Source organism: Pseudomonas sp. PK-RTE-24, from assembly GCF_054052265.1.
Window position 1 is genome coordinate 2,374,012 of sequence record NZ_CM133224.1, and the last position, 18,970, is coordinate 2,392,981.

19 protein-coding genes are annotated in these 18,970 nt (G+C 59.5%); 12 read left to right on the top strand and 7 right to left on the bottom strand.

The genetic code is table 11. The features are described from left to right. Positions 1 to 83: 83 nt before the first annotated feature. Positions 84 to 1,937 (bottom strand): Lnb N-terminal periplasmic domain-containing protein, encoded by a 1,854-nt coding sequence (locus ACV8MC_RS10615; RefSeq protein ID WP_457265229.1) that lies wholly within the window; start codon positions 1,935 to 1,937, stop codon positions 84 to 86. 97 nt (positions 1,938 to 2,034) lie between these two features. Further along, positions 2,035 to 2,523 carry a DUF3015 domain-containing protein gene (locus ACV8MC_RS10620; protein ID WP_016773112.1) on the bottom strand — a complete coding sequence of 163 codons (489 nt, stop codon included), beginning with the start codon at positions 2,521 to 2,523 and terminating at the stop codon, positions 2,035 to 2,037. A 302-nt stretch (positions 2,524 to 2,825) separates the two neighbouring features. Between ACV8MC_RS10620 and ACV8MC_RS10625 the strand changes: the two genes are divergently transcribed. Continuing rightward, on the top strand, positions 2,826 to 5,264 hold the full coding sequence (locus tag ACV8MC_RS10625) for a Lon protease family protein (RefSeq protein ID WP_457265231.1): 2,439 nt from the start codon (positions 2,826 to 2,828) through the stop codon (positions 5,262 to 5,264). Between the two features lie 324 nt (positions 5,265 to 5,588). After that, complete coding sequence (locus ACV8MC_RS10630) at positions 5,589 to 5,909, top strand: PA4575 family protein (RefSeq protein ID WP_016773114.1); 321 nt, start codon at positions 5,589 to 5,591, stop codon at positions 5,907 to 5,909. Here ACV8MC_RS10630 and ACV8MC_RS10635 read toward each other — a convergent pair. Continuing rightward, positions 5,906 to 7,735: a hypothetical protein gene (locus tag ACV8MC_RS10635; RefSeq protein WP_457265233.1), complete on the bottom strand. Its 1,830-nt coding sequence runs from the start codon at positions 7,733 to 7,735 to the stop codon at positions 5,906 to 5,908. The genes ACV8MC_RS10630 and ACV8MC_RS10635 overlap by 4 nt on opposite strands. Positions 7,736 to 7,895: 160 nt before the next feature. Between ACV8MC_RS10635 and ACV8MC_RS10640 the strand changes: the two genes are divergently transcribed. The 3 genes from ACV8MC_RS10640 (at position 7,896) to ACV8MC_RS10650 (ending at position 9,558) form a co-directional block, all read left to right on the top strand. Continuing rightward, positions 7,896 to 8,384, top strand: coding sequence for a TIGR00645 family protein (locus ACV8MC_RS10640; protein WP_016773116.1), 489 nt, complete (start codon positions 7,896 to 7,898; stop codon positions 8,382 to 8,384). Positions 8,385 to 8,514: 130 nt separating this feature from the next. Beyond that, a complete protein-coding gene (locus ACV8MC_RS10645; RefSeq protein WP_305381553.1) occupies positions 8,515 to 8,820 on the top strand; it encodes a DUF6482 family protein in 306 nt (101 codons plus the stop codon). Positions 8,821 to 8,940: 120 nt separating this feature from the next. After that, positions 8,941 to 9,558: an FKBP-type peptidyl-prolyl cis-trans isomerase gene (locus ACV8MC_RS10650; protein WP_039761705.1), complete on the top strand. Its 618-nt coding sequence runs from the start codon at positions 8,941 to 8,943 to the stop codon at positions 9,556 to 9,558. Positions 9,559 to 9,697: 139 nt separating this feature from the next. Here the strand turns inward: ACV8MC_RS10650 and ACV8MC_RS10655 are convergent, their stop codons facing one another. The 3 genes from ACV8MC_RS10655 to ACV8MC_RS10665 form a co-directional block, all read right to left on the bottom strand. Continuing rightward, the gene (locus ACV8MC_RS10655) at positions 9,698 to 9,955 is read right to left on the bottom strand and encodes a PA4570 family protein (RefSeq protein ID WP_016773118.1); all 258 of its coding nucleotides are present in this window, start codon (positions 9,953 to 9,955) and stop codon (positions 9,698 to 9,700) included. 204 nt (positions 9,956 to 10,159) lie between these two features. Next, positions 10,160 to 10,501 carry a zinc ribbon domain-containing protein YjdM gene (locus ACV8MC_RS10660; RefSeq protein ID WP_016773119.1) on the bottom strand — a complete coding sequence of 114 codons (342 nt, stop codon included), beginning with the start codon at positions 10,499 to 10,501 and terminating at the stop codon, positions 10,160 to 10,162. 181 nt (positions 10,502 to 10,682) lie between these two features. Then, positions 10,683 to 11,651, bottom strand: a complete 969-nt coding sequence (locus ACV8MC_RS10665) for a polyprenyl synthetase family protein (RefSeq protein WP_016773120.1) — start codon at positions 11,649 to 11,651, stop codon at positions 10,683 to 10,685. A 241-nt stretch (positions 11,652 to 11,892) separates the two neighbouring features. Here ACV8MC_RS10665 and rplU point away from each other — a divergent pair, with 241 nt between their 5' ends. From rplU to ACV8MC_RS10690, 5 genes are all read left to right on the top strand, one after another. After that, positions 11,893 to 12,204, top strand: coding sequence for a 50S ribosomal protein L21 (rplU, locus tag ACV8MC_RS10670; protein ID WP_007924746.1), 312 nt, complete (start codon positions 11,893 to 11,895; stop codon positions 12,202 to 12,204). Between the two features lie 35 nt (positions 12,205 to 12,239). Next, complete coding sequence (gene rpmA, locus ACV8MC_RS10675) at positions 12,240 to 12,497, top strand: 50S ribosomal protein L27 (RefSeq protein ID WP_016773121.1); 258 nt, start codon at positions 12,240 to 12,242, stop codon at positions 12,495 to 12,497. A 193-nt stretch (positions 12,498 to 12,690) separates the two neighbouring features. Then, the gene (gene cgtA / locus ACV8MC_RS10680; protein WP_457265238.1) at positions 12,691 to 13,914 is read left to right on the top strand and encodes an Obg family GTPase CgtA; all 1,224 of its coding nucleotides are present in this window, start codon (positions 12,691 to 12,693) and stop codon (positions 13,912 to 13,914) included. A gap of 137 nt (positions 13,915 to 14,051) precedes the next feature. Continuing rightward, positions 14,052 to 15,170, top strand: coding sequence for a glutamate 5-kinase (gene proB / locus ACV8MC_RS10685; RefSeq protein ID WP_039761700.1), 1,119 nt, complete (start codon positions 14,052 to 14,054; stop codon positions 15,168 to 15,170). A 10-nt stretch (positions 15,171 to 15,180) separates the two neighbouring features. Continuing rightward, positions 15,181 to 15,648, top strand: a complete 468-nt coding sequence (locus tag ACV8MC_RS10690; protein ID WP_041477794.1) for a CreA family protein — start codon at positions 15,181 to 15,183, stop codon at positions 15,646 to 15,648. A gap of 184 nt (positions 15,649 to 15,832) precedes the next feature. On the opposite strand, the gene rpsT is transcribed toward ACV8MC_RS10690, so the two are convergent. Beyond that, positions 15,833 to 16,105 (bottom strand): 30S ribosomal protein S20, encoded by a 273-nt coding sequence (gene rpsT / locus ACV8MC_RS10695; RefSeq protein ID WP_003228351.1) that lies wholly within the window; start codon positions 16,103 to 16,105, stop codon positions 15,833 to 15,835. Between the two features lie 252 nt (positions 16,106 to 16,357). Here rpsT and murJ point away from each other — a divergent pair, with 252 nt between their 5' ends. Then, entirely contained in the window at positions 16,358 to 17,896 is a 1,539-nt protein-coding gene (gene murJ, locus ACV8MC_RS10700; protein ID WP_122506671.1) for a murein biosynthesis integral membrane protein MurJ, read from the top strand. Between the two features lie 129 nt (positions 17,897 to 18,025). Further along, on the top strand, positions 18,026 to 18,964 hold the full coding sequence (gene ribF / locus ACV8MC_RS10705; RefSeq protein ID WP_016773125.1) for a bifunctional riboflavin kinase/FAD synthetase: 939 nt from the start codon (positions 18,026 to 18,028) through the stop codon (positions 18,962 to 18,964). The last annotated feature ends 6 nt before the right edge of the window (positions 18,965 to 18,970 follow it).

Sequence of the window (18,970 nt, forward strand, 5' to 3'; positions counted from 1 at the left end):
TTGTCAGGCAACACTGCTATTGACTGACCCACCGCTTTCGCGAGCAGGCTCGCTCCCACAGGGAGATTTACACAGGCTCGGGATCAGTAGTGATACCACTTCACTTCAAGCATGACTTCCGTTTCCGGGCTGGCGAGCTGGCTGAACTCGCGTTGCGCGCTCAGGCGCAAACCGAGGTTGCGCGACAGCTCCCACTGCTGATTCAGGCTCAGGCTGCGGCGCACTTCGCCGTTGAAGAAGTAGTCGCCCTTGGCCTCCAGGCTCAGATTGCCCAGCGGGTTTTTCCACAGCACGCCGGTATTGAAGCCACCAGCCGGGGAAACGAACTCGGCGAAGTCGTTGTTGTGTTCCACGCGCACCGTGCCCAGCGCGAAGCCGAGCACGTCTTCGCCCAACTGCCACGTGCCGCCGCCGCCACCGTTGACATGGCTGACCAGCGTTTCGTCGTCATGCTTGCCCGGCACGCGCTCAAGGCCACCGGTGACTTGCCACGACAGCGGTTGCAGCAGCTCGTTGCGCGGTGTCAGCGAACGAATGGTGGCCAGATCCAGTTGCTGTAACTGCCAGTCATTGCCTTCGTACTGGCGCAGCTTCAGTTGCAGGATCTCGATCTGCGCCCCGAGAGGAAAGCTTTCGGCGTTGTCATTGAGGTCGTGATAAGCCATGCGCAGGCCATATTCGCCAAAGGCGCGATCGCCTCGCGTACCTAGGCCGGCCTGCCAGGTGCGGGACTCGTGGCCATCTTCGGGCAGACCGGGTTGCGGAATTTCCAACTCCGGCGCCGGGTTCTTGTTGATCGCCCGCAGCAGTTCAAAACTGCGCTGCGCTCGTTGCGGGTCGCGCTCCTGACCGTTGGCGCGGTAGCGCTCCAGACGATAGGCGGCGTCGACGATCAACGCCTGACGTGCGCGCGGCAGGGCTTTGAACTTTGGCTCTTGCAGGACTTTTTGATCGGCGCTGACTTTCAGCACCCATTGCTGTTCTTCATCGCTCAACGGTTCGGCGCGGCTGAGCAGTTCACGTTCGCGGGACGGGCGATATTCGAGGTGTTCGACCAGCCCGGCCTCTTTCACCGCTTTGACAGTGTCGGTCGGGATCGCGGTCAGCGGGAATTGTTCGGTCAGGCGCAGGCTCGGTCGCGCCACTTGCAGCAGTTCCAGCAAACGATACGAGCAGTTTTCGTCGAAGAAGAAGTAGTCGAACTGGATCTGCTTGAGCTCCCACACATGTTCGACCATGCGTGCGGTTTCTTCCTGAGTCAGGTTGAGGCGGTATTCCCACAGGTCGCGGTTTTCCAGGCTGCGGTATTCCGAGAGTTTTTCCTGATACGGCACCAGCGCAAACAGCCCCGGGTAGCCGCCCATCAAGCCTTTCCAGGCATACAGAATGCTGTTGTCCGAGCCTTCGATGTAGGCACCGAAGTTGATCGCGTAGCTGAGCAGCGAAGTCTTGTCGGCCTGCACATCCGCCTGATCGATGCGCAGCAGGGTGTGGCCGAACATCGACGAAGGGCTGTTGAGATACGCCGCCGGGAAGATCATCACCGCGCTGTGCGGCGAGACGTCCTTGAACCATTGCTTGTATTCGGCGCATTCGGGCGCTGGCAGGTCGGCGAGATTGAGCTGCGCTTTCAGCCAGCGTGTACGCGCCGGGTAGACGCATTGTGCGTGTTGCTCGCCGAGGCTGGCCGGGGCGTACAGCGCCTGCACGGTGGCGGCCAGTTCGCGGTCCGGATGCTCGTTGCCGTCGGGCGCGAGAAAGAACTTCTTGTCGCTGACATAGCTGCGCCAGCCGCCGAGTTTGGCGGTTTCGTAATGACCGAGGGAAATCCAGAAGCGGTCGTTGGCCAGTTGCTGCAAACGTTGAGGATCGATGTGAGGCGCGGCGGACAGCGGGGCGCAGACACAGAGCGCCAGCCAGGCAAGGCGTTTGAGCATAGTCGGCAACTTGAACAGGAAAAGAAATAAAAGACCCAAAGAGGGGCGGGCCAAAAAAACAAAACCCGCTTCCCGAAGGAAGCGGGCGGGGTCGAGCTTAAGCCTGAGTTGCGTACTTGGCCAGACGTGGGTCCGATTTCAGTACCGCCAGGGTGTTGGTATGCACGTCTTCAGCGGTCACGTCAGCCTTGCTGAAGATCTGCTGGAAGTGCTCGTGGGTCACTTGCGCGAAGTGCGCGCGATCTTCCGGTGCTACGCCCAGGACCACGGCATAAGTGGTCAGCGCTTCGCCATTGCCTTTGGCCATGTCTTCGGACAGCTCGTTCATCATGCCATTCATGGCGAACCAGGATTTGCCGCCGTAGGTCAGCGATGCGTTGGTCGAGCAACCGTTGGTGCCGGAAGTCATACCGAACGTGGCGTTACCGGAAGTGCCGTTGGTGGTGGAAGCAAGGAAGTGCGCCGGGGTGCCACGCTGACCTTCGAACAGCATGTTGCCCCAACCGCAATCCGGGCCGCCCGGGGCTTGCGCCATTGCGTTGATGGATACAGCGGTGAAGAGAGTACCGAGAAGAATCCGTTTCATAGCTTTGTTCTCTTTATGTGCATACCAATGGACAGGGTTCTGGCCCTTCGCGCTCTGCCCGAGGACAGAACCGAAAGTGTCAGTGGGCCGGTATTAGTTCCAGCCGCGCAGTTTGGAGTTTAGGCACGTTCCAGCGGTTCCGTGATTTTTTGCAAAATATTTGGAATAAACCTCTGATTTATCGGGATGCGTCGGCCGGCCGCGCGCTTGTCTATGCTTTGTCATGTGGCGCGCCTTGCCAGTGGGGCACGGGCAGCGCCAGAATGCCGCTACCTGCCCCGCCTGATTGTTAAGGAAGCCCGATGCCTGATCCTGTTGCTGCCAGCCTGCGTCTTGCGCCCGAAGCGCTGACTCGTCCGTTTTCCGCTGAACAGTTCAGCTTCACTAGCACCAATGATCTGGAGCCCTTTCGCGGTGTGCTCGGCCAGGAACGCGCGGTCGAAGCCTTGCAGTTCGGTGTGGCGATGCCACGCCCCGGTTACAACGTATTCGTCATGGGCGAGCCCGGCACTGGCCGTTTTTCGTTCGTCAAACGCTACCTGAAAGCCGAAGGCAAGCGCCTGCAGACCCCGGCGGACTGGGTCTACGTCAACAACTTCGATGAGCCGCGCGAACCGCGTGCACTGGAGCTGCCATCGGGCACGGCGGCCTCGTTCATCGCTGACATCAACGGCCTGATCGACAACCTGCTGGCGACTTTTCCGGCGGTTTTCGAACACCCGTCCTACCAGCAGAAAAAAAGCGCCATCGACCGCGCCTTCAACCAGCGCTACGACAAGGCGCTGGACATCATCGAGCGCCTGGCCCTGGAAAAAGACGTCGCCCTGTACCGCGACAGCAGCAATATCGCCTTCACGCCGATGCTCGACGGCAAGGCCCTGGACGAAGCCGAATTCGCGCAGTTGCCGGAAGCCGAGCGCGAGCGTTTTCACGATAACATTTCCGGCCTCGAAGAGCGCCTGAACGAAGAACTCGCCAGCCTGCCGCAGTGGAAGCGCGAGTCGAACAATCAACTGCGCCACCTCAATGAAGAAACCATCACCCTGGCCTTGCAGCCGTTGCTGGCGCCGCTGTCGGAGAAGTACGCGGAGAACGCCGGGGTCTGCGGTTACCTGCAAGCGATGCAGGTCTACCTGCTGAAAACCGTGGTCGAACAACTGGTCGACGACAGCAAGACCGACGCCGTCGCGCGCAAGTTGCTGGAGGAACAATACGCACCAAGCCTGGTGGTCGGGCATCCGGCCAGCGGCGGTGCACCGGTGGTATTCGAGCCACATCCGACCTACGAAAACCTGTTCGGCCGCATCGAGTACACCACTGATCAAGGTGCGCTCTACACCACTTACCGGCAGTTGCGTCCGGGTGCGCTGCACCGCGCCAATGGCGGTTTCCTGATTCTCGAAGCGGAAAAAATGCTCAGCGAGCCGTTCGTGTGGGATGCGCTCAAACGCGCCCTGCAATCGCGCAAACTGAAAATGGAGTCGCCGCTGGGCGAGATGGGCCGCTTCGCCACCATGACCCTGAATCCGCAGCACATCCCGCTGCAGGTCAAAGTCATCATCATTGGTGCGCGGCAGCTGTATTACACGCTGCAGGATCTCGATCCGGACTTCCAGGAGATGTTTCGCGTTCTGGTCGACTTCGACGAAGACATCCCGATGGTCGACGAAAGCCTCGAGCAGTTCGCCCAGCTCCTGAAGACGCGTACTTCGGAAGAAGGCATGGCGCCGTTGACCGCCGATGCGGTGGCACGATTGGCGACCTACAGCGCACGGCTGGCCGAGCATCAGGGGCGCTTGTCGGCGCGCATTGGCGATCTGTTCCAACTGGTCAGCGAGGCGGATTTCATTCGCCATCTGGCCGGCGATGAAATGACCGACGCCGGCCATATCGAACGCGCCCTGAAAGCCAAGGCCACCCGCACCGGGCGGGTCTCGGCGCGGATTCTCGACGACATGCTCGCCGGAATCATCCTCATCGACACTGACGGTGCAGCAGTCGGCAAGTGCAACGGGCTGACGGTGCTGGAGGTCGGTGATTCGGCGTTCGGCGTGCCGGCGCGGATTTCCGCCACGGTCTATCCGGGCGGCAGCGGTATCGTCGACATCGAACGTGAGGTCAACCTCGGCCAGCCGATTCACTCCAAAGGCGTGATGATCCTCACCGGTTATCTGGGCAGCCGTTACGCCCAGGAATTCCCGCTGGCGATTTCGGCAAGCATTGCGCTCGAGCAGTCGTACGGTTACGTCGACGGCGACAGTGCATCGCTGGGCGAGGCGTGCACGCTGATTTCGGCACTGTCGAAAACCCCGCTCAAGCAATGTTTTGCCATCACCGGTTCGATCAACCAGTTTGGCGAAGTGCAGGCGGTCGGCGGGGTCAACGAGAAGATCGAAGGCTTCTTCCGCCTCTGCGAAGCACGCGGTCTGACCGGCGAGCAGGGCGCGATCATTCCCCAGGCCAACGTCGCCACGCTGATGCTCGATGAGAAAGTCCTCGCCGCCGTGCGCGCCGGCCAGTTCCACGTGTATGCGGTGCGTCAGGCCGATGAGGCGCTGAGCCTGCTGGTGGGCGAGCCGGCCGGAGAGCCGAACGCCGATGGCGAATTCCCCGAAGGCAGCATCAATGCCCGAGTGGTCGAGCGCCTGCGCGATATCGCCGAGATGATCAGCGAAGAGGACTTGAAAGAGGCCGAGAAGGAGCTGGCGCAGGAGGCTCTCGCCGAAGCCAAACCGGCCTGATCAGTTCACGCCAGACCCTGTGGGAGCGAGCCTGCTCGCGAAAGCGCTGTATCAATCGACGAATGAGTTGGCTGATCCATCGTCTTCGCGAGCAGGCTCGCTCCCACAATGCTTTTCCAGATTGATTTCTGCGGGGATCTTCGGGGAATGTGTCACGAGTCTGGCGCCAATATTCACACAATGACCATTCGGCGCCTTCTGGTTCCATTTGGCTTGCGCGGGACACTTTTCTTCTATTCTCAGGTCAAGGATATCGACAGTATCACTGGATCGAGCCAGTCCTCCCATGGGGGCTGAATACCGGCTTTACCGAGGGTCGCCGCCATGTCGCGCAACCTCTGTCTCACCCGTCAATGCCTGGGTCTGGTGACCCGGATCGAATGCGCCGTCAAGCCGCTGGCCGGCGACAACGGCATGTGGACGCTGCTCTTCGCGGCCGGCATGGCCGGCGAACAACCTTCCGCGATCAAAGCCCAAGGCCCTTTTCACGGCCCGGTCGCGGCCGAGTCGATTCTCGACACCATCGTTGAAAGCCTGACCTTGCATGGTTACGAACTGGCCGATGATCCGCAGATCTGGAGCCTGCACCTGCAAGCCCAGTTGCGGCAGATCAACGGCGGCCGTGGGCGCAGCCTCAACGGTTAAGGTGCTGACTGGTCGACCTGCGCCTTGTCGAGCTTGACCTCAAAACCGTATTGCACGGTGGCGAGGTCGGTGCGCTGATAGGTTTCCACGCGAGTCGGGCGACCGTAAAAATAGTGCACGCCGAGTAGCGCCGGGCCTTCTGCACTGGCGTCGTGGCTGACCGAAAGAATCTGCTTGAGGTAGTGGCCACTGTCGTCCTTGACGAAGAAACGCCATTCGTTGGCCGGGAAGGTTTTCAGGTCGACCACCAGCGTGTTGTCCTTGATCGCCAGGCCTTTGGGCAATGACTGCGCGTCGTAGGATTGCTTCGCCACCGTCGCCAGGAACAACGGCATCGAGCCCACGGCAATCGCCGGGGTTTCCGGAAACAGGTTCAGATCATATGTAATCGTCGCTTGCAGCGGATCGACCTGGTACGCCTCGGGCGGCAGTTCGATCGGCTCGTCGAGTTTGCCGCCGCGCTTTTCCGTGAAGAAAGTCACCGGGCTGACGCCGGGATTGAGTTGGTCGCCAAGCAATTCGTCATTGAAGGTGCGGCGGTGGGAAAACTCGATACGCGCCGCGCTCGGCTCTTCCACCGATTGATGAATGCGCACGCCGGCCTTCAATTGTTCCTCGGTCAGGTCCGCGCCTTTGAGCCAGTTGGCGGCGAGATCGTCATACACCACAACTGGCAGGTCCAGCGGCTGCACGGCTTTGGCCGTGGTGTGCGGATTGAAGGTGCGCACCGGCAGGTCCAGGGATTTGCGCGTCACTGTTGCCGAGGAGAAGTCGAGCACACTGACTTCCAGTGTGTCGATCGGGCCGTGGAAATACACCTTGTTGTAGCGGCGCGGGTGTTCTTTCTCGAAGGCTTGCTGTTCGTCGCTGAGCTGTTTTTCCAGGGTGTCGCTCCAGCTCTTCTGCTTCTGTAACTGCGTCAGTTGCTTCTGGTAGAACGCGACCTGCTCCGGGCTTTCGTTGATTGAACCGGCGCGCACCAGGTATTGGCCGCTGGCGTCGCGGGCCTGGACGATCAGCGGATTGATCCGGGTTTCGGCCACTTCTGCCGCGAGCGGCAGGCTGTTGCTGACTTCGACCTCGGCGAAGTTCTTTTCCAGCTTGAGCAGTTTGACGCTGAGGTTGTCGTTGCTGCGGGTTTGGCCGACATCTTTGTGCGTCAGGTCGAAGCTGTACAAGCGACGGGGCGCAATGACCTCGACCTGGCCTTGCAGGCTGACCGGTTGTGGCAGGCTTTTTTTGTCGACGTTGAGGCCATCGATGAACGGATAGGTCACCGTCAGGTCATCGGGGTTGGTCACGTTGGAGCTGGACGGGCTGAGCTGAATGCCAGGATCGGTCTCCGACCACTCCGGCTGCCAGGCGATCACGCGTTTGTTGCTCAACGTCACCGAGTGCCACTCGATGCCGTGCGGGAATAGAAAACCGCCGGGAATGTTCAGGTTGAACGGGAATACCGGTTGCAGATCGGTCAGGTAATCCGAACTGGCGTCCTTGTGCAGCACGAACAGGCCGTTGATGAAGGTATCGACTAGCGCCTGCGGGGTAGGGTAGTGCTTGAGCACGGCGAGGGCGTCGGCACCGTATTCGGTATGCGGGGTGATGTCGTCAAGCTTGAGCCTGGCCCGTTCGAGCAACAGCAGCGAACCGCCGAGTTCGGTGATGGCGTCCTTGAGCTTCGGATCGCTGATCGTGTCCAGTGACTGTTCGAAGGTGGCGGTCTTTTCGTCAAGGTTGGCGACTTGTTTTTCATCGCCGGGCGAGCAACCGCCGATGAGCAAGGCGAGGCAGATTCCGGCAGTCGTCAAGGCTGATCGCACATCCATTTCCACGCATCCTGTCCACTGTCATTGGGCTGTCAATGCTTTGGACACTAGCAGAAAAACTTTGTCACACACACGCAGGTGGCGGATTTTCCGGCGGTTTCTGGCTGTCACAGCGGGCTGTTATACTCGCCGCCATTTCCAGCCCCTTGTGTGAGAGTCATTGGAACGCTTTATCGAAAATGCAATGTACGCCACCCGCTGGCTGCTGGCGCCGATCTACATCGGCCTGTCCCTCGGTCTGCTGGCGCTGGCATTGAAGTTCTTCCAGGAAATCATCCATATCCTGCCCAACGTCTTCGCCATGGCTGAATCGGATCTGATTCTGGTGCTGCTGTCGCTGATCGACATGGCGCTGGTGGGCGGTCTGCTGGTAATGGTGATGATTTCCGGCTACGAGAACTTTGTCTCGCAACTGGACATCGACGAAGGCAAAGAGAAGCTCAGCTGGCTGGGCACCATGGACTCGTCGTCGCTGAAGATGAAAGTCGCGGCGTCGATCGTGGCGATTTCCTCGATCCATTTGCTGCGTATCTTCATGGACGCCAAGAACGTCGATCCCGAGCATTTGATGTGGTACGTGATCATTCACATGACTTTTGTGGTATCCGCATTTGCCATGGGTTACCTGGACAAGGTCACCAAGCACTGATCAGCCGATCAAGGCAAAAAAACCGCCCGTCTGTTGCGAAACAGACGGGCGGTTTCGTTTGTGGCTTGTGCTTTCAAGCGCAGCGGCCTATGCCTGTAACGGTGCGATTCGCCATGTGTGAGGTGCTTCCATGAACCTGCAAGAGTTGAACGCGTTTGCTGTTGCCAAAAAGGTCGACGAGTTGAACCTGATCTCGATGGAGGGTGGCATTTACCTGTTGGAAGCGAGGATGCATGGGGCGGCGTATCCGTTGAGCGATCTCAAGGGCAATATGCTGACGCTGCGCTCAGTGGAGCACGCGCGGGATCTGCTGCATGCCTTTCCGGTACTGCCCTTCAATCTTGTGCACACCTCGGTCCACGACGAAATGTGTGGCCTGGTCGGTGACCTCGATGAAAGCCTGAAAGTGCCGCTCGCCTGGCGCTCGGCCCTGTAGCCCCGGCCCCAAGTCCGGGGTATCTGTGCTAGTCTGCTCGCCCTTTTGGTTCCGGGCGCGCCGGGACGCGCTGTGCACGCACGGCAAGTCCTGTGGCCGTCCGCACAGCGGAGCAGTGTCATGTCCGAAGTAAATCTGTCCACCGACGAAACCCGCGTCAGCTACGGTATCGGCCGTCAACTCGGCGACCAGCTGCGCGACAACCCGCCACCGGGTGTCAGCCTGGACGCGATCCTGGCCGGTCTGACCGACGCTTTCGCCGGCAAGCCAAGCCGTGTTGGCCAGGAAGAAATGTCCGCCAGCTTCAAGGTGATCCGCGAGATCATGCAAGCCGAAGCAGCGGCCAAGGCTGAAGCCGCGGCTGGCGAAGGCCTGGCCTTCCTCGCCGAAAACGCCAAGCGTGACGGCATCACCACTCTGGCCTCCGGCCTGCAATTCGAAGTGCTGACTCAGGGCGAAGGCGCCAAGCCGACCCGTGAAGACCAGGTACGTACGCATTACCACGGCACCCTGATCGACGGCACTGTGTTCGACAGCTCCTACGAGCGCGGCCAGCCTGCAGAATTCCCGGTTGGCGGCGTGATCGCTGGCTGGACCGAAGCCCTGCAACTGATGAATGCCGGCAGCAAATGGCGCCTGTACGTGCCGAGCGAACTGGCTTACGGCGCACAAGGCGTGGGCAGCATCCCGCCGCACAGCGTTCTGGTATTCGACGTCGAGCTGCTGGACGTTCTGTAATACCGAGCCTGCCTTGATGGCGGGCTAAAAAATGTGGGAGCGAGCTCGCTCGCGAAGGCGGTTTTTCAGTCGACTCATTCGTTGGCTGATTTATCGCTTTCGCGAGCAAGCTCGCTCCCACAGGTTTTTTTAATGCTGCTCATATTTCGATCTTGTTGTGCAGCTCATTGGTCGGGCGCAACGCCCGGGCATAGCAGAACAGGAACAGATTGCGCACCAGCTCCTTGAGTACCAGCGGCTCGCTGGAATTGAGGCTGCTGACGTCCAGATCACCTTGATCCTGCAGCTCATGCAAAGCTTCTTCTTCAAGCACCGCACAGACTTCGCCGGTTTCCCGATGGAGGATTCTGAGGTACGGGTGTGGGCGATCCAGCCAGGCGTCGATCAAATAAGTCATGGGTCTCATCTCCTTGAAAGGTTTCAATGAGAATAATTCTTATTCATCAAATAGCAAGTGCCTATTGGCGGATCGTGGATTTTTCCGGGTAAAGGTTGTGTCAGATCAAAATGGCTGGCTGATCGCCATACGCGGCTTCATTGAGCTGAAGCGGGGAGGGCAAAGCTCCATCCCACGGCTGGCGCAGGATGGATGACGCAAGGCTCAGACTTTTCTGACGAACTCGGATTTGAGCTTCATCGGGCCGATGCCGTCGATCTTGCAGTCGATGTCATGATCGCCATCGCACAGGCGGATATTCTTGACCTTGGTGCCGACCTTGACCACCAGCGACGTGCCCTTGACCTTGAGGTCCTTGATCACGGTGATGGTGTCGCCGTCCTGCAGGACGTTGCCGACCGAATCTTTCTTCACGGCATCATCGGCCGCCACTTCGGCTTCGCCGCTGGCAGACCACTCGTGGGCGCACTCGGGGCAGACCAGTTGGGTGCCGTCTTCGTAGGTGTATTCGGAATTGCATTTCGGGCAGGGTGGCAACGTGCTCACTAAGGTTCCTTGGGTATCAGGAGGGCTAAAGGGCGCACATTGTATAGGGTTTTACGCGGAGGAGGGCATAGCGCAGAAACAACTGTGGGAGCGAGCCTGCTCGCGAAAGCGCTGTGTCAGTCAACATTGAGTCGATTGGCAGATTGCTTTCGCGAGCAGGCTCGCTCCCACAGGGGATGAATCAGTGCGTGCGGGCGACGGCGAACTCGCTCAATTCCACCAGCGCATCGCGGTATTCGCTGGCCGGCAGCGCCTCGAGGCACTTGATCGCGCGGGCCACGTAATCGCGGGCCAGTTGCGCGGTGTACTCCAGCGAGCCGGACGCTTCGACGGCGATACGGATGCTTTCCAGGTCTTCGATCCCGCCTTTCTGGATCGCCTGACGCACCAGTGCGGCCTGTTCGGCCGTGCCTTCGCGCATGGTGTAGATCAGCGGCAGGGTTGGCTTGCCTTCGGCCAGATCGTCACCGACGTTCTTGCCCAGGGTTTCCGCGTCGCCTTTATAGTCGAGCAAGTCATCAACCAGCTGGAACGCCACACCCAGGTGATCGCCGAACGTGCGCAGGGCTTCACTCTGCTCGGCGGTCGCGCCAGCCAGGGCGGCGGCGCTGTGGGTCGAGGCTTCGAAGAGCATCGCGGTCTTGCCGCGGATGACTTCCATGTAGGTTTCTTCGCTGGTGCTGGCGTCACGCACCTTGGACAGCTGCAACACTTCGCCTTCAGCGATGATCCGCGTGGCTTGAGACAAAATCTTCATCACCGGCATCGAGCCCAGTTCGACCATCATTTCGAACGAGCGCGAATACAGGAAGTCGCCGACCAGCACGCTCGGGGCATTGCCCCACATGGCGTTGGCGGTCGAGCGGCCACGGCGCATGCCGGACATGTCGACGACGTCGTCATGCAGCAGGGTCGCGGTGTGCAGGAATTCGATGGTGGCGGCCAGCAGGCGCATGTCGTCGCCTTCGCGACCCAGGGCCTTGCCACACAGCAACACTAATAAAGGACGCAGGCGTTTGCCGCCGGCCGACGTGATGTAATCGCCGATTTTCGATACCAGCGGCACTCGAGACGTCAGCTGCTTCTTGATGATGCCGTCGACGGCGCTAAAATCGTCCGCCACCGCGCGGTAGAAAGCTTGGGGTTGCATCAGCGAGAGTCGCTCCAGAAGGGTTGCGCGGCATGCTAGGACCCCCGTCCAGACCTGTCAAGGCGCGATGGACGGCCACTTGCGCGAGGCAGATTGCTTGCGTACAATCGCGCACCCTGAACTTCCTGGGCAGCACCTGCCTTACGCAATTGCACTTGGGCCGTTCCAGCCCCATGCAGCCATGCCAGCCAATACCTCTTCTTATAAAGAGCTGGGTGAGCAGGATTATCGGAGAAATACCATGTACGCAGTAATCGTTACCGGCGGTAAGCAATACAAGGTCGCTGAAGGTGAATACCTGAAGATCGAAAAACTGGAAATCGCTACTGGCGAATCCGTGACTTTTGATCGCGTTCTGCTGGTCGCCAACGGCGACGACGTGAACATCGGCGCACCAGTTGTTGCTGGCGCAACCGTCAAGGCTGAAGTGATCTCCCAAGGTCGTCACGATAAAGTCCGCATCATCAAGTTCCGTCGCCGTAAGCACCACATGAAGCGTATGGGCCACCGCCAGTGGTTCACCGAGATCAAAATCACCGGTATTCAGGCTTAATTACAGCCTAATTCCTCACTAGGAGAATTGAACTCATGGCACACAAAAAAGCTGGTGGTAGTACCCGTAACGGTCGCGACTCAGAAGCCAAACGCCTTGGCGTGAAGATGTATGGCGGCCAGGTCATCAAGGCCGGCAACATCATCGTGCGTCAGCGCGGCACCCAATTCCACGCTGGCTACGGCGTTGGCATGGGCAAGGATCACACTCTCTTCGCTAAAATCGAAGGCGTGATCAAGTTCGAAGTAAAGGGCGCCTTCGGTCGTCGTTACGTGAGCGTAATCGCGGCTTAATCGCGAGATCGCTGGAGAAGCCCTGTCTTGCGACGGGGCTTTTTCGTTTGTGGGGTGAGTCTCTTGCAAAGCTGTTTGTATGGGCTGTCGGCGTGCGATGCAGGTCGTGTCTTGGGGTCGCTGCGCTCATTTTTGCAAGAGTCTTATGTCTTGATTGTTTTTCGGCTCGTCCGTACGGCGAGAGGCGTTGGTTATGAAGTTTGTTGATGAAGTATCGATTCGCGTAAAGGCCGGTGACGGTGGCAACGGTGCCATGAGTTTCCGCCGGGAAAAATTCATTGAAAACGGCGGCCCGAACGGCGGTGATGGCGGTGACGGCGGTTCCATCTACATGATGGCCGACGAAAACCTCAATACCCTGGTCGACTACCGTTACACCCGTCACTTCGATGCCGAGCGTGGCTCCAACGGTGGCAGCACCGACTGCACCGGCAAGAAGGGCGAAGACCTGATCCTGCGCGTGCCGGTCGGCACTACCGTGATCGACTCCGCCACCCAGGAAGTCATCGGCGACCTGACCAAGGCTGGTCAGAAACTGATGGTAGTGCAGGGCGGCTGGCACGGTCTGGGTAACACCCGTTTCAAATCCAGTACCAACCGTGCGCCGCGTCAGACTACGCCAGGCAAGCCGGGCGAGCAGCGTGACCTGAAACTGGAAATGAAAGTGCTGGCCGACGTCGGTCTGCTGGGCTTGCCGAACGCCGGTAAAAGTACCTTTATCCGTTCGGTCTCGGCCGCCAAGCCGAAAGTCGCCGACTACCCGTTCACCACACTGGTGCCGAACCTGGGTGTGGTCAGCGTCGATCGCTGGAAAAGCTTCGTCATTGCCGACATTCCGGGCTTGATCGAAGGCGCTTCCGATGGTGCCGGCCTGGGTATTCGCTTCCTCAAGCACCTGGCGCGTACGCGTCTGCTGCTGCACCTCGTCGACATGGCGCCGCTGGATGATTCCAGTGCTCCGGACGCAGCTGAAGTGATCGTCAGCGAGCTGATCAAGTTCAGCCCGTCGCTGGCCGAGCGTGATCGCTGGCTGGTGCTGAACAAGTGCGATCAGATCCTTGAAGAAGAGCACGATGCTCGCGTCAAGGAAATCGTCGATCGCCTGGAATGGACTGGTCCGGTGTACGTGATCTCGGCCATCGCCAAGATCGGTACCGAGCGTCTGTGCCACGACATCATGCGTTACATGGAAGACCGTGCCGATCGCCTCGCCGCAGACCCTGCGTACAAGGAAGAGCTGGCCGATCTCGATCAGCGCATCGAAGACGAAGCCCGTGCGCAGTTGCAGGCGCTGGACGACAAGCGTGCCCTGCGTCGCAGTGGCGTGAAGTCGGTCCATGACATCGGCGACGATGACTGGGACGAAGAAGATGTGGATGACGAAGACGGTCCGGAAATCATTTACGTGCGTGACTGATCCGTTGCGATAAACTTGAACGCCGCTCAATCGAGCGGCGTTTTAGTATCCGGAAATCGATCGTTGGTCAGCAATCGCCACGATTAACGTCACGGGCAGTGCCAGGTCGCGCTGCCCTCAAGCTAAGGTTGAAGATGATGCGGAGCAAGGTGACAGGTGCGCAGCGTTGGGTCGTGAAGATCGGCAGCGCTTTGCTGACAGCTGACGGCAAAGGGCTGGATCGCGCGGCAATGAGTGTCTGGGTCGAGCAGATGGTGGCGCTGCATGAGGCGGGCGTCGAGCTGGTGCTGGTGTCCTCCGGGGCGGTAGCGGCCGGCATGAGTCGCTTGGGCTGGACCGCACGACCCAGTGCCATGCACGAGCTCCAGGCGGCCGCTGCAATCGGTCAGATGGGGTTGGTGCAGGCGTGGGAGTCGAGCTTCGCCGAGCATGGCCGGCACACTGCACAGATTCTCCTGACCCACGACGACCTGTCCGACCGCAAGCGCTACCTCAATGCCCGAAGCACCTTGCGTGCACTGGTCGAGCTGAAAGTCATTCCGGTGATCAACGAAAACGACACTGTGGTCACCGATGAAATCCGTTTCGGCGACAACGACACGCTGGCGGCGCTGGTGGCCAATCTGGTCGAGGCCGATCTGCTGGTGATCCTCACTGATCGCGACGGCATGTTCGACGCCGATCCGCGCAACAATCCCGATGCGCAGCTGATTTATGAAGCGCGCGCCGATGATCCGACGCTCGATGCGGTTGCAGGTGGTACCGGCGGTGCGCTGGGGCGTGGCGGCATGCAGACCAAGTTGCGTGCGGCACGCCTGGCAGCGCGTTCCGGTGCGCACACCATCATCGTTGGCGGGCGGCTTGAGCGTGTGCTTGATCGTCTCAAGGCGGGCGAGCGCATCGGCACGCTGCTATCGCCGGAGCGTGGCATGCTTGCGGCGCGCAAGCAGTGGCTGGCCGGTCATCTGCAAACCCGTGGCACTCTGGTGCTGGATGAGGGGGCGGTGTCGGCGTTGTCCAAGGGCAACAAAAGTCTGCTGCCGGTGGGGGTGAAACTGGTTCAAGGCAGTTTCCGTCGCGGTGAGATGGTCGTCTGTGTGGCGCCGGACGGTCGGGAGATTGCGCGGGGTCTGGCCAATTACAGCGCCCTGGAAGCGCAAAAAATCATCGGTCAGTCGTCGGATGCGATTGTCGGTTTGCTCGGTTACATGGCGGAGCCGGAACTGGTTCACCGTGACAACCTGATTCTGGTCTAAGGAAAATTCGATGCGTGTAGCGAAAGGGTTGTTGGGCCTGCTGATGGCCATGCCGTTGCTGGTCTCGGCCGAGGAAATCGGTCAGGTGTCGACGGTGTTCAAGTTTGTCGGGCCGAATGACCGGATTGTGGTCGAAGCGTTCGACGATCCGAAAGTCGAGGGCGTGACCTGCTACCTGTCGCGTGCCAAGACCGGCGGAGTGAAGGGTGGTCTCGGTCTGGCCGAGGATCGTGCCGAAGCCTCGATCGCTTGTCGTCAGGTCGGGCCGATCAAGTTCAAGGGTGAGTTGAAGGACGGCGACGAGGTGTTCAAGGAGCGCACCTCGCTGGTGTTCAAGACCATGCAAGTGGTGCGTTTCCTCGACAAGAAGCGCAACACGCTGGTGTATCTGGTCTACAGCGATCGCTTGATCGAGGGTAGTCCGCAGAATGCGGTCACGGCCATCCCGATCCTGCCGTGGGTGCCGGTCCAGCAATAAGCGCCACCAATCCGAACTGTGGGGGCGAGCCTGCTCGCGAAGAGGTCATGTCGGTCGATAGAAATATCAACTGGCAGATCGCATTCGCAAGCAGGCTCGCTCCCACACTTTTTTGCCTGTAGCTTGTTGAATCACAGGCAATAAAAAACCGACCCTGAGGTCGGTTTTTTAATGACTACGTCGATTAAGCGGCTTCTTTCAGCGCTTTGACGTGGCCATTCAGACGGCTCTTATGACGAGCAGCCTTGTTCTTGTGGATGATGCCTTTATCGGCCATACGGTCGATAACTGGCACAGCCAGAACGTATGCAGCTTGAGCTTTTTCAGCGTCTTTTGCGTCGATGGCCTTAACTACATTCTTGATGTAGGTACGAACCATGGAACGCAGGCTGGCGTTGTGGCTGCGACGCTTCTCAGCCTGTTTTGCACGTTTTTTGGCGGAAGGTGAGTTGGCCACCGTCGAGCTCCTCGAAAGACTTTTTAGGAAATAGCAAACAAAATAGGCCGCGAATCATGCCGATGAAGACTTGTCTTGTCAAGGGCACTTGAATCGTTCCGCTAAGTGGTAGGTATAAAGAGGCGGGATATTTATTTCCGGCGCTTGACCTGTAAACTCGCGAGCTTTGGCTCTGTGCTGTTGCGGCGCGGAGTATCGCACAAGTAGGCGCATTGTTCGCCTGCTGTTTATCGACAGGCACAAACTCTCTCAATGAATCTGCTCAAATCGTTGGCCGCCGTCAGCTCTATCACGATGCTTTCCCGGATTCTGGGTTTTGTTCGTGACACGCTGATCGCGCGGACATTCGGCGCCGGGATGGCCACGGATGCCTTCTTTATTGCGTTCAAACTGCCCAACCTGCTGCGGCGCATCTTTGCCGAAGGGGCTTTCTCCCAGGCGTTCGTGCCGATCCTGGCCGAATATAAAAGCCAGCAGGGCGAAGAGGCGACGCGTACCTTTATTGCCTATGTATCGGGCCTGTTGACGCTGGTGTTGGCGGTTGTGACTGCACTGGGCATGATCGCTGCGCCCTGGGTGATCTGGGCCACAGCGCCCGGTTTTACCGATACCCCGGAAAAATTCCAGCTCACCTCCGATCTGTTGCGGGTGACCTTTCCTTATATATTGCTGATCTCGCTGTCGTCGCTGGCCGGCGCGATTCTGAATACCTGGAACCGCTTCTCGGTGCCGGCCTTCGTGCCGACTCTGCTCAACGTCAGCATGATCGTGTTTGCGCTGTTCCTCACGCCGTACTTCGATCCACCCGTCATGGCCCTTGGCTGGGCGGTGCTGGTCGGCGGTCTGGCGCAGTTGCTGTATCAGCTGCCGCACCTGAAAAAGATCGGCATGCTCGTGCTGCCACGCCTGAACCTGCGCGACAGCGGCGTGTGGCGGGTGATGAAGCAGATGCTGCCGGCGATTCTCGGCGTGTCGGTCAGTCAGATTTCGCTGATCATCAACACCATTTTCGCCTCGTTTCTGGTCGCAGGTTCGGTGTCGTGGATGTATTACGCCGACCGTTTGATGGAATTGCCGTCGGGTGTGCTGGGCGTGGCGCTCGGCACGATTCTCCTGCCAACGCTGGCCAAGACCTACGCCAGCAAGGATCGCCACGAATACTCGCGGATCCTCGATTGGGGGCTGCGCCTGTGCTTTGTGCTGGTGTTGCCGTGCGCGCTGGCACTGGGGATTCTTGCCGAGCCGCTGACTGTTTCGTTGTTCCAGTACGGTCAGTTCAGTGGCTTTGATGCCGAGATGACCCAGCGCGCGCTGATTGCCTATTCGGTCGGCCTGCTCGGGATTATCGTGATCAAAGTGCTGGCGCCGGGCTTTTATGCGCAACAGAACATTCGCACCCCGGTAAAAATCGCAATTTTCACGCTGGTCTGCACGCAGTTGTTCAACCTGGCACTGATCGGGCCGCTGGCCCACGCCGGCCTTGCCTTGGCGATCAGTGCCGGTGCTTGCCTGAACGCCGGGCTGCTGTTCTACCAACTGCGCAAGCAAAAGATGTATCAACCGCAACCGGGCTGGGGCAAATTCGGCTTCAAGCTGGTCGTTGCGGTGACCGTGATGTCGGCGGTCTTGCTGGCCGGCATGCATTTCATGCCCGCCTGGGATGAGGGCCATATGCTTGAGCGCTTCTTGCGCCTGGGCGCGTTGGTGGTGGCCGGTGTGGTGGCGTATTTCGGTATGTTGCTGCTGCTGGGTTTCCGTCTGCGAGACTTCAATCGCAAGGCCTTGAGCTGAGGTTTCAGCCTTCATGAGCAGGCATGGGCCGGCGGTTTTGTCGGCTCGTTCACTTTGCGTTACGGTGTTGCCTGTCGTCGGCCGTCGGGTGTGGTTATAATCGACCACTTTATGAGCAAGAAGCGCGTTATGCAGCTGGTTCGAGGCCTCCACAACTTGCGCCCCCAGCATCGGGGCTGCGTCGCCACTATTGGCAACTTTGACGGTGTTCACCGTGGTCACCAGGCTATCCTGGCCCGGCTGCGTGAGCGTGCGCTCGAGTTGGGCGTACCCAGCTGCGTGGTGATTTTCGAGCCGCAGCCACGGGAGTTCTTTGCGCCCGATACCGCACCGGCACGTCTGGCGCGGTTGCGCGACAAGCTGCAATTGCTGGCCGCTGAAGGCGTCGACCGGGTGTTGTGCCTGGCTTTCAACCAGCGGCTGAGCAAGCTCAGCGCCAGTGAATTCGTCGATACCATTCTGGTCGATGGCCTTGGCGTGCAGCATCTGGAGGTCGGTGACGATTTCCGTTTCGGTTGCGACCGCCTCGGCGATTTCGATTTTCTGATGCAGGCCGGGCAGGTTCACGGTTTCACCGTCGAAGCGGCGCAAACCGTCGAGCTGGACGGCATTCGCGTCAGCAGCACGCAGGTGCGCAACGCCTTGGCTGCGGCCGATTTTGCCTTGGCCGAACGCTTGCTCGGCCGTCCGTACCGCATCGCCGGTCGCGTGCTGCATGGGCAGAAACTGGCCCGGCAACTGGGCACGCCCACTGCCAACATTCAACTCAAGCGTCGTCGCGTGCCGTTTACCGGGGTGTATCTGGTGAATGTCGACATCGACGGCAAGACCTGGCCCGGCGTCGCCAATATCGGCGTGCGCCCCACGGTGCAAGGAGATGGCAAAGCCCACCTCGAGGTCCATCTGTTAGATTTTGCCGGCGATCTGTATGACCGGCGTTTGACGGTGGTTTTCCACCAAAAGCTGCGTGAAGAGCAGCGCTTCGCCTCTCTGGAGGCATTGAAAACGGCGATCAATGCGGATGTCGCCACCGCCCGTGCACTAGCCGCACCTAGCGCCCATCGCTAATGAAGA